Genomic DNA, 9,678 nt, shown 5'->3' on the forward strand with positions numbered 1-9,678 from the left:
TCACGCGGCGTAGGCCTCCAGGTCCAGCGTGCCGGTGAAGGCGGTGGCGACCGGGCCGGTCATCAGCACATGCCCGTCCTCGCGCCATTCGATGACCAGGTCCCCGCCCGGCAGGGAGACGGTGGCGCGCCGCCCCGTCAGGCCGCGCCGCGCCGCGTTCACCAGCGCGGCGCAGGCGCCGGAGCCGCAGGCCAGCGTCAGGCCGGCGCCGCGCTCCCAGACGATGAGGCGGAGATGCCCGGGGTCCAGCACCTGGACGAAGCCGATATTGGCCCGCTCGGGGAAGAGCGCGTCATGCTCCAGCGAGGGGCCAAGCTCGGCGATTGGCAGCGCATCCAGGTCGCGGACGAAGAAGGTGGCGTGGGGGTTGCCCATGGAGCAGGCGGCGGGGTCCGCCACCACGCCGCGCGACAGGGGCAGGTGCAGCGTGTCCATCTTCTGGGCCAGCGGCACCTCCTGCCAGCCCAGCCGGGCGGGGCCCATATCGGCGCGCCAGAGGCCGCCCGGCAGCCGTTCCACCGGCAGGTCCCCGGCGATGGTGCGGACCAGCACGCGGTCCTTGCCCGTCTCCGCCGCCACCAGGCTGGCGATGCAGCGGGTGGCATTGCCGCAGGCCCCGGCCTCCGAGCCATCCGGGTTGCGGATGCGCATGAAGACATCCGCGCCGTCCCGGCCCGGCTCCATGACGATGAACTGGTCGCAGCCGATGCCCCGCCGCCGGTCGGCGATGGCGGCTGCCCTGGCTGGGGTGATCGGCAGCTCGGCCCGGCGCGCATCGAGCACGACGAAGTCGTTGCCGAGGCCGTGCATCTTGCGGAAGGGAGTCATGGCGAGGGGGATATGCGCCCTCCGGGGCGCCAGGCCAAGGGATCGAGGCAGGGCGCCGCCCTCCCCGAACTCCCCCGAAGCGCCCCCGGCCCCTCGGCTCCGGGCCTACACGCCTTCGATGATGCGGATGTCGCGCTCGGCGCCGTTGGCGAGGGCGGCGAGCGCCTCCTGATAGGCGGGGCTGGCATAGGCGGCCTTGGCCTGCTCCACGCTGTCGAATTCGATAACGACGGTGCGCTGCCGGAGACCGGCTTCGAGGACATCCGCCGGCATGCCGCGGCCGAGGATGCGGCCGCCGGCCGCGGTGATCGCGGCGGCGCTCAGCCTGGCATAGGCTTCCAGCGCCTCCGGCTTGCTGACCGAGCGATAGGCGGCGACCCAATAGGCTTTGGCCATCCTGGTTGTCTCCCCGGTTGGTTGGACGCCGGCAATGTACCGGATCCCGCGCCGCCCACCGCTCCCGGCGCGAAAACCTTGCGTGATGACCGGAGCTGCCAGGGCCTCAGCGCTTCAGGATGGAGCCCAGCACCCCCCGCAGCACCGCATTCCCGAGCTGCCGCCCCATGCTGCGGGCGGCGGATTTGGCCATGGACTCCACCACGCCCTCCCGCCTGCCGCCGCGCCCGGTGAGGATGTCGCCCACCATTCCGCCCAGCCCGCCATCGTTCTCCCGCGGCGGAATCTGCGGGATGCGGCTGCTGCGCGGCACTTGCGGCAGCGGCCGCGGCGGCAGGGTGGCGCCGCCCCAGGGGTTGCCGCCCCGCACCGGGGCGCTGCCCGTCCGTTGCGGGCCCTCCGCCTGGGGCGCCGCGGCGCGGCCGACCAGCCCCTCATAGGCGCTCTCGCGGTCCACCGGCGTATCGTAATGCCCGGCAAGCGGGCTGCGACCCATGATCGCCGCCCGCTCCTCGGCGGTGAGGGGCCCGATCCGGCCGCGCGGCGGCAGAATGCGGGCGCGCTCCACCATGCTCGGCGTGCCATCGGCCTGCAGGGTGGAGACCAGCGCCTCCCCCACCCCGAGCGCGGTGATCGCCTCTTCCACCCGCAGCTTCGGGTTGGGGCGGAAGGTCTCGGCCGCCGCCCGCACCGCCTTCTGCTCCGCCGGGGTGAAGGCGCGCAGCGCATGCTGCACCCGGTTGCCGAGCTGGCCGAGCACCGTGGCCGGCAGGTCCAGCGGGTTCTGGGTGACGAAATAGATGCCGACGCCCTTGGAGCGGATGAGCCGCACCACCGTCTCCACCTTCTCCACCAGGGCGCGGGGCGCGTCGCGGAACAGCAGGTGGGCCTCGTCGAAGAAGAAGACGAGCTTGGGCTTCTCCAGGTCGCCCACCTCCGGCAGCTCCTCGAACAGCTCGGAGAGCAGCCAGAGCAGGAAGGTGGCGTAGAGCCGGGGCGAGGCGATGAGCTTCTCCGCCGCCAGCACGTTCACTGCCCCCCGCCCATCGGGCGTAAGGAGCATGAGGTCCTGCAGCGTCAGCGCCGGCTCGCCGAAGAAATGCTCGCCGCCCTGCTGTTCCAGCAGCAGCAGGCGGCGCTGGATGGTGCCGAGGCTGGCCTTGGTCACATGGCCATAGGCGGTGCTGACCTCCGAGGCGCGCTCCGCCACATGCGAGAGGATTGCCCGCAGATCCTTGAAGTCGAGCAGCAGGTGGCCTTCGTCGTCGGCCAGGGCGAAGGCGATGGCGAGGGCGCCTTCCTGGGTCTCGTTCAGCTCCAGCATCCGGGCCAGCAGCACGGGCCCCATCTCCGCCACAGTGGCGCGCAGCGGGTGGCCGAGCTGGCCGAACACGTCCCAGAAGACGGCCGGGGAGGGCTCATAGGCGAAATCCGCCTCCCCCAGCGCCTGCGCCCGCTGCTCCAGCTTGGGGTTGGGCCGCCCGGGCTCCGCCAAGCCGGAGAGATCGCCCTTCACATCGGCGCAGAAGACCGGGACGCCGGCGCGGGAGAAGCCCTCCGCCAGGGTCTGCAGCGTCACGGTCTTGCCGGTGCCGGTGGCGCCGGCGATCAGCCCGTGGCGGTTGGCGCGGGACAGCAGCAGGCGACAGGGGGTCTCGCCCGCGCCGAGGAGAATCGAATCCGTCATCCCAGCCTCCCGCCCTGCCGGACCAGATATAGGGCCTGGGCGGCAGCACGAGAAAGGGCGGCCGGCCGGTGGCGGGACCGCCCTTCGCTGGTACCAGGGGCAGATTCCCGCCCCCGGTCCGGGTTCAGGCGGCGGCGACGGCCGGGCCGGTCAGCGCCGCGGCGCGGGCGGCGATGCGCTGGCGGATGGCGACCGGCACCTGGCGGTGGGACATGGCGCGCGGCAGGTCGAGCGCCGGCATCTCCGGGCTGCCGGCGAACATCGCCTCGTATTCCGCGGCATTGTCGAAGGTCGCGCGGGTGTCGGCGTCGAGGAAGGTTTCCGCCGGGGTGTTCTCCGCCAGGATGACGGCGTGGTCGGCGGTTTCGATATGGTAGTAGGTGAAGGTCGCCGGCACCTCCTCCTCCCGCAGGATGGTGGTGCCGTTCACCAGGGCGCCGGCCTGAACCAGCACGCCGTCGATCAGCAGGGCATGGCCCGGGGAGAGGCAGAGGTCGCGGCTCGGCACGCCCTCGGCCAGGGCGCCCGCCTTGATGCGGACCGGCAGCTTGTCGGCGCGGCCGGCGAAGAGGGCGGAGACGGTCTGCCGGCCGATCCAGCGGATGGCGCGGGTCTCGCCCCCGGCGGTGGTGACCAGATCGCCGATCGAGAGGCTCTCCACCACCCGTTCGCCCGCGGGGGTGGCGATGCGCGTGCCGGGCATGAAGCAGAAGGTGTAGTCCGCGCCACCCGCGCCCAGCGTATCCGGGGTCAGCGTCACGGCTGCGCCGCTGCCGATCACGGCCTCGCTCTTGGTGAAGAAGTAGTACTTCGTGCTCGGGCTGGTGCCCATGGAGGCATAGAAACCGGACACCCCGTCCACCACCGCCAGGCCACGATAGGTGACCGCCACGCCGCCCCCCGGGAGCTGGGAGGCAAGGAAGCTTTCCGCCTTGGCGCTGTTGTCCCCCAGTGTGAGGCCGTCCGCGCCCGAGACGGTGATGGTGACGCCGGAGACGACAGAGCTGGTGATCTCGCCAGAGGTGTCGCTGGTGCTGTCGATCTGGGACAGCAGATAGACCTGGTAACCGGAATCGGTGGTGGGCATCGGCGCACTCCATGCAACGAGCTCGGCGGGCGGGGCCGCTGGACGCACGGCCTGGCGCGCCCACCGCTCCGGCGTCGCCGCGCCCTGGAGCACACTCCGGCCAGGTGGCATCACCTGACCGGAGTGTGCTCCAGAAAACGCAAGATCCAGAGCGGCTCATCTCCGACCTGGGCGGATCACGCCGTGATCCATCGGGTCGGAGGCTGCCCTAGGGCGCGTTCATCCGAAAAGGTGAAATACCCCCGGCCTCTTTCCCATAATGCGAGAGGCGTCCCGGATAATTCCAGCAACCAGAGATAGCAGGACCAATTATTTCGCACTCGGAGAGAATCCCGGGACGGAGACCGCCGCTTGGATTGCGCCGTCCGGAAAGCCGCCCGCGTCGCGGTTTTTCAGGCGGCACCTGGCCCTGGACGGTGCCGGCTTGCCGGCGGCCCGGGACATCGCTATACGCCCGCCTCCCACGCGCGCCGGGCCTGTAGGGCATGCCCGGCCGCGTCTCCGCGCCCCTTCGCCGGGCGCATCACGGCCGAATACGGAGGTCCGAAATGCCCAAGATGAAGACGAAGTCTTCTGCAAAGAAGCGCTTCAAGATCACCGCCACCGGCAAGGTGCTCGCCGGCCCCGGCAAGAAGCGGCACAACCTCTCCGCCCGCACCTCCAAGGTGAAGCGGCAGAACACCGGCAACCAGGTGCTGCGGCACCAGGATGGGCTGACGGTGAAGCAGTGGCTGCCCTACGGGCTGGATCGGTAAGGAGGCGAGCGCACCATGGCACGTGTGAAGCGGGGCGTTACCGCCCATGCCCGCCACAAGAAGGTCCTCAAGCTCGCCAAGGGCTATGTCGGCCGGTCTTCCACGAATTACCGCCCCGCGCTGGAGCGGGTCGAGAAGGCGCTGCAATACGCCTATCGCGACCGCCGCAACAAGAAGCGCGACTTCCGTGGCCTGTGGATCCAGCGGATCAACGCCGCGGTGCGGGAGCACGGGCTGACCTATTCCCAGTTCATCGCCGGGGTGAAGGCCGCGGGGATCGAGCTGGACCGCAAGGTGATGGCCGCCATCGCCTTCGACGACCCGGCGAGCTTTGCGGCGCTGGTCGAGAAGGCCCGCGCGGCGAAGCCGGCCCAGACGCCGGCCGCCTGATCCCTCCCCCTTCGGGGAAGTCTTTGCGCAAGGGGCCGCTCCCGGCAGGGTGCGGCCTTTTGCCTGTTCGGGACCCGCGATGATGAGCGATGACCTTGCGGCCCTCCGGGCCGAGACCGCCGAACAGCTTGCCGCCGCCGCCGATCTCCGCGCCTGGGATGCGGTGCGAGTGGCGACCCTCGGCAAGAGCGGCAAGCTGACCGGGCTGCTGAAGGGCCTGGGCGCCGTGCCGGCCGAGCAGCGGAAGGAGCGCGGCGCCGCGCTCAACCGGCTGAAGGGGGAGCTGGAGTCCGCCATCGAGGCCCGCCGCCTGGCGCTGGAGGATGCGGCGCTGGAGGCGCGGCTGGCCGCGGAGCGGCTGGACGTGACCCTGCCGCCCCGCCCCGCCGCGCCGGCCGGCGAAGGCGGGATCCACCCCATCAGCCGCACCTTCGAGGAGCTGGTGGCGCTGTTCGGCGCCCAGGGCTTCTCGGTGGCAGAGGGCCCGGACATCGAGAGCGACTGGCTGAACTTCTCCGCCCTCAATATCCCGGACCACCACCCGGCCCGGCAGGACCACGACACCTTCTACCTGCCCGCCGGCGCCGATGGCCGCCGCCCGGTGCTGCGCACCCACACCTCCCCGGTGCAGGCGCGCACCATGCTGGGCCAGGAGCCGCCGATCCGCGTCATCGTCCCCGGCCGCACCTGGCGCGCCGACCATGACGCGACCCATTCCCCGATGTTCCACCAGGTGGAGGGGCTGGTGATCGACCGCGGCATCCATCTCGGCCACCTCAAGGGCTGCCTGATCGATTTCCTCCGCGCCTTCTTCGGCATCGCCGACCTGCCGGTGCGCTTCCGCTCCTCCTACTTCCCCTTCACCGAGCCCTCGATGGAGGTCGATATCGGCTGGAACCGGAAGACCGGGCAGCTCGGCGCAGGCGGCGACTGGCTGGAGATCCTCGGCTCCGGCATGGTCCACCCGAAGGTGCTGGCCAATTGCGGCCTCGACCCGCGGGAATGGCAGGGCTTCGCCTTCGGCATGGGGATCGAGCGCATCACCATGCTGAAGCACGGCATGCCCGACCTCCGCCCCTTCTACGAGAGCGACCTGCGCTGGCTGCGCCACTGGGCGAGCGATCCGCTCTCGCCGCCCTCCCTGGCGGAGGGCATCTGAGATGAAATTCCCCCTCTCCTGGCTCCGCCGGCATCTCGAGACCGAGGCCTCGCTGGAGACCATCCTCGCCACCCTCAACCGCATCGGCCTCGAGGTCGAAGGGGTGGAGGATCGCGGCGCGGCGCTCGCTTCCTTCCGCATCGCCCAGGTGGTGGAGGCGGAGCAGCACCCGAATGCCGACCGCCTCCGCGCGCTGAAGGTCGATCCGGGCGACGGCAAGCTGCTCTCCGTCGTCTGCGGCGCGCCCAACGCACGCGCCGGCATGAAGGGCGTGGTGGCGCTGCCCGGCGCCTTCATCCCCGGCACCGGCATCACCCTGAAGAAGGGCGAGATCCGCGGCGTGGCGTCCGAGGCGATGATGCTCTCGGCCCGCGAGATGGGCCTCGGCGACGACCATAGCGGCATCGTGGACCTCCCGGCGGATGCGCCGCTTGGCGAGAGCTACGTCACCTGGGCCGGGCTCGACGACCCGATCATCGAGATCAGCGTCACGCCCAATCGTGGCGATGCGCTCGGCGTGCGCGGCGTGGCGCGCGACCTGGCCGCCGCCGGACTCGGCACGCTGAAGCCGCTGCCGACGCCGAAGGTGACGCCCGCCTACCCCGCCCCGCTGCGCTGGGAGATCGCCGATCCGCGTGCCTGCGACCATGTCCTTGGCCGCGCCATCCGCGGGCTGCGCAACGGCCCCTCGCCCAAATGGCTGCAGGACTGGCTGGTGGCCATCGGCCAGCGGCCGATCAACGCGCTGGTGGACGTGACCAACCTCTTCACCTTCGGCCTCGGCCGGCCGCTGCACGTCTTCGACGTGGCGAAGGTGAAGGGCAATACGCTGACCATGCGCATGGCGCGGGAGGGCGAAACCCTCTCGGCGCTGAACGGCAAGGAATATGCGCTGACGCCGGAGGACGGGATCATCGCCGATGCGGCGGGGCCCGAGGCGCTGGGCGGCATCATCGGCGGCGCGCCCACGGGCTGCGACGAGACGACGACCGAGTGCTTCATCGAATGCGCCCTGTTCGACCCGGTGCGCATCGCCCTCTCCGGCCGCCGGCATGACATCCGCACCGATGCGCGGGCGCGGTTCGAGCGCGGCGTGGACCCGGCCCTGCCGCCCCTGGCGCTGGACCTGGCCACCGAGCTGATGATCGAGCTCTGCGGCGGCGAGGCGAGCGAGGTCTCCGCCGCCGGCACGCCGCCCGCCTGGCAGCGCAGCGCGACGCTGCGCTTCGAGCGGCTGGCCGGCCTCGGCGGTGCCGAGGTGCCGGCGGATGAGGCGGTCGGCGCGCTGGAACGCCTCGGCTTCACCGTCGAGGCGCGGGATGCGGCGAAGGTGACGGTCGCCGTCCCCTCCTGGCGCAACGACATCGCGGGCCACGGCGCGCTGGACCAGTTCCCCGGCCTCGACCCGGCCCGCGCCCGCGCCGCCGCCGAGGGCTGCGCCGTCATCGAGCCCGAGGCGGATCTGGTGGAGGAGGTGCTGCGGCTGCGCGGCCTGGATTCCATCCCGCCCGTCTCCCTGCCCGTGTCCGGCATCGTCCCGCCGCCGGCGCTGACCGCGAAGCAGGCCCGCGCCGTGCTGGCGCGCCGCGTGCTCGCCGCGCGCGGCATGCTGGATTGCGTCAGCTTCGGCTTCCTGGAAGCGAAGACGGCGGCGCTGTTCGGCGCGACGCCGCCGGAGCTGCACCTGGAGAACCCGATCGCCGCCGATCTGGACCAGATGCGGCCGACGCCGGTGGCGAGCCTGGCGCTCGCCGCCGCGCGCAATGCGGCGCGCGGCTGGCCGGATGTGGCCCTGTCCGAGCTGGGTGCGGCCTATCGCGACCCCTCGCCGGAAGGGCAGCTCGCCGTCGCCGCTGGGCTGCGCGCCGGGCAGACGCCGCGGCACTGGGCGGACGCCTCGCGGCCGGTGGATGCCTTCGACGCCAAGGGCGATGCGCTCGCCGTGCTGGCGGCGCTCGGCGTGCCCATGGCGGCGCTGCAGGTCACCGCCGATGCGCCGGGCTTCTACCACCCGGGCCGCAGCGGCGTGGTGCGGCAGGGGCCGAAGACCGTGCTGGCCACTTTCGGCGAGCTGCATCCGAAGCTGCGCGCCGCGCTCGACATCGCCGGGCCGGCGATGGCGTTCGAGGTGTTCCTCGACGCCATCCCGGAGCCGAAGAAGCGGAAGAAGGGCGCGCCCGACCTGCCCGCCTTCCAGCCCCTGCGGCGCGACTTCGCCTTCCTGGTGGACGCGACGGTGCCGGCGGAGGCGCTGCTGCGCGCGGCGCGCGGCGCCGACAAGGCGCTAGTCACCGATGTCGCGCTGTTCGACCGCTACGCCGGCGACAAGCTGCCGGAGGGGAAGGTCAGCCTCGCCCTCCAGGTCACGCTGCAGCCGCGCGAGGCGACGCTGACGGATGCGGAGATCGAGGCCGTGGCGGGGAAGATCGTGGCGGCGGTGGTGAAGGCCACGGGGGCTGCGCTGCGCGGATAGGTCGAGAGGGGCTCTGCCCCTCTCGAGCACACCCCGCCAAAGGCCGAAGGGCCTTTGGAAACCATGGGTTCGGGCGCGTCGGTCAACCTGCCGACTCAAGGGTTCCAAGGGCCGTTCGGCCCTGGGCGGGTGGAGTTCGAGGAGGGCAGCGCCCTCCTCGACCTTGCCGCGACCGTGCGGCCTGATATTGCTGCGCCCCAACGCAGCACAGGAAGCGCCGCACATGACCACCCGCCGCGGTTTCATCGCCGCCAGCGCCGCCCTCCCCCTCGCCGCTCGCGCCCGGGCGCAGAACGCCGCGCCGCTGAAGCTCGGCATCCTGGGCGATCTCTCCGGCCCCTACCGCGACCTCTCCGGCCTCGGCACCCATGCCTGTGTGCGCCAAGCGATCGAGGATCTCGCCGCGGCTGGCACCCAGCTGCCGGTCGAGATCGTGCATGCCGACCACCAGCACAAGGCGGATGTGGGCAGCGCCATCGCGCGGCAGTGGTATGATCGGGACGGGGTGGATGCGATCCTGGAGGTGAACAACTCCGCCATCTCCCTCGCCGTCGCCGACCTGGCGCGGGAGAAGGACAAGGTCTTCCTCGCCACCGGCCCGGCGACGGCCGACCTGCACGGCCCGCGCTGCGGCCCGAACCACGTCCACTGGACCTACGACACCTGGATGCTGGCGCATGGCGCCGGCACGGCGACGGTGAAGGCAGGCGGCGACAGCTGGTACTTCCTGACGGCCGACTACGCCTTCGGCCATGCCCTGCAGCGGGACACGGCGGAGGCGGTGCAGGCGGCGGGCGGCAAGGTGCTCGGCCAGGCGCGCTACCCCTTCCCGCAGACCACCGACTACTCCTCCTTCCTGCTCCAGGCCCAGGCCTCCCGCGCCAAGGTGCTCGGCCTCGCCAA

General features: G+C 71.9%; 9 protein-coding genes. 5 read left to right on the plus strand and 4 right to left on the minus strand.

Translation table 11 applies throughout. From position 1 onward, the window contains the following. The 4 genes from dapF to NJ376_RS01040 all read right to left on the minus strand — a co-directional run bounded on the left by dapF (position 1) and on the right by NJ376_RS01040 (position 3,998). Positions 1-828 (minus strand): diaminopimelate epimerase, encoded by an 828-nt coding sequence (gene dapF / locus NJ376_RS01025; protein ID WP_252951348.1) that lies wholly within the window; start codon positions 826-828, stop codon positions 1-3. A 105-nt stretch (positions 829-933) separates the two neighbouring features. Then, positions 934-1,224, minus strand: coding sequence for a DUF1330 domain-containing protein (locus NJ376_RS01030; RefSeq protein WP_252951349.1), 291 nt, complete (start codon positions 1,222-1,224; stop codon positions 934-936). A gap of 106 nt (positions 1,225-1,330) precedes the next feature. Next, positions 1,331-2,911: a helicase HerA-like domain-containing protein gene (locus NJ376_RS01035; RefSeq protein ID WP_252951350.1), complete on the minus strand. Its 1,581-nt coding sequence runs from the start codon at positions 2,909-2,911 to the stop codon at positions 1,331-1,333. A 124-nt stretch (positions 2,912-3,035) separates the two neighbouring features. Beyond that, complete coding sequence (locus NJ376_RS01040; protein WP_252951351.1) at positions 3,036-3,998, minus strand: Hint domain-containing protein; 963 nt, start codon at positions 3,996-3,998, stop codon at positions 3,036-3,038. A gap of 548 nt (positions 3,999-4,546) precedes the next feature. Here NJ376_RS01040 and rpmI point away from each other — a divergent pair. From rpmI to NJ376_RS01065, 5 genes are all read left to right on the plus strand, one after another. Further along, positions 4,547-4,753 carry a 50S ribosomal protein L35 gene (gene rpmI / locus NJ376_RS01045; RefSeq protein WP_252951352.1) on the plus strand — a complete coding sequence of 69 codons (207 nt, stop codon included), beginning with the start codon at positions 4,547-4,549 and terminating at the stop codon, positions 4,751-4,753. A gap of 15 nt (positions 4,754-4,768) precedes the next feature. Beyond that, complete coding sequence (gene rplT / locus NJ376_RS01050; protein WP_252951353.1) at positions 4,769-5,143, plus strand: 50S ribosomal protein L20; 375 nt, start codon at positions 4,769-4,771, stop codon at positions 5,141-5,143. 82 nt (positions 5,144-5,225) lie between these two features. Further along, positions 5,226-6,302 (plus strand): phenylalanine--tRNA ligase subunit alpha, encoded by a 1,077-nt coding sequence (pheS, locus tag NJ376_RS01055; protein ID WP_252951354.1) that lies wholly within the window; start codon positions 5,226-5,228, stop codon positions 6,300-6,302. Position 6,303: 1 nt separating this feature from the next. Next, a complete protein-coding gene (pheT, locus tag NJ376_RS01060; protein ID WP_252951355.1) occupies positions 6,304-8,775 on the plus strand; it encodes a phenylalanine--tRNA ligase subunit beta in 2,472 nt (823 codons plus the stop codon). Positions 8,776-8,998: 223 nt separating this feature from the next. Further along, on the plus strand, positions 8,999-9,678 hold a 680-nt coding region (locus NJ376_RS01065), incomplete at its 3' end, for an ABC transporter substrate-binding protein (RefSeq protein WP_252951356.1).

It is taken from the genome of Siccirubricoccus soli (assembly GCF_024178315.1).
Taxonomy (GTDB): Bacteria; Pseudomonadota; Alphaproteobacteria; order Acetobacterales; family Acetobacteraceae; genus Siccirubricoccus; species Siccirubricoccus soli.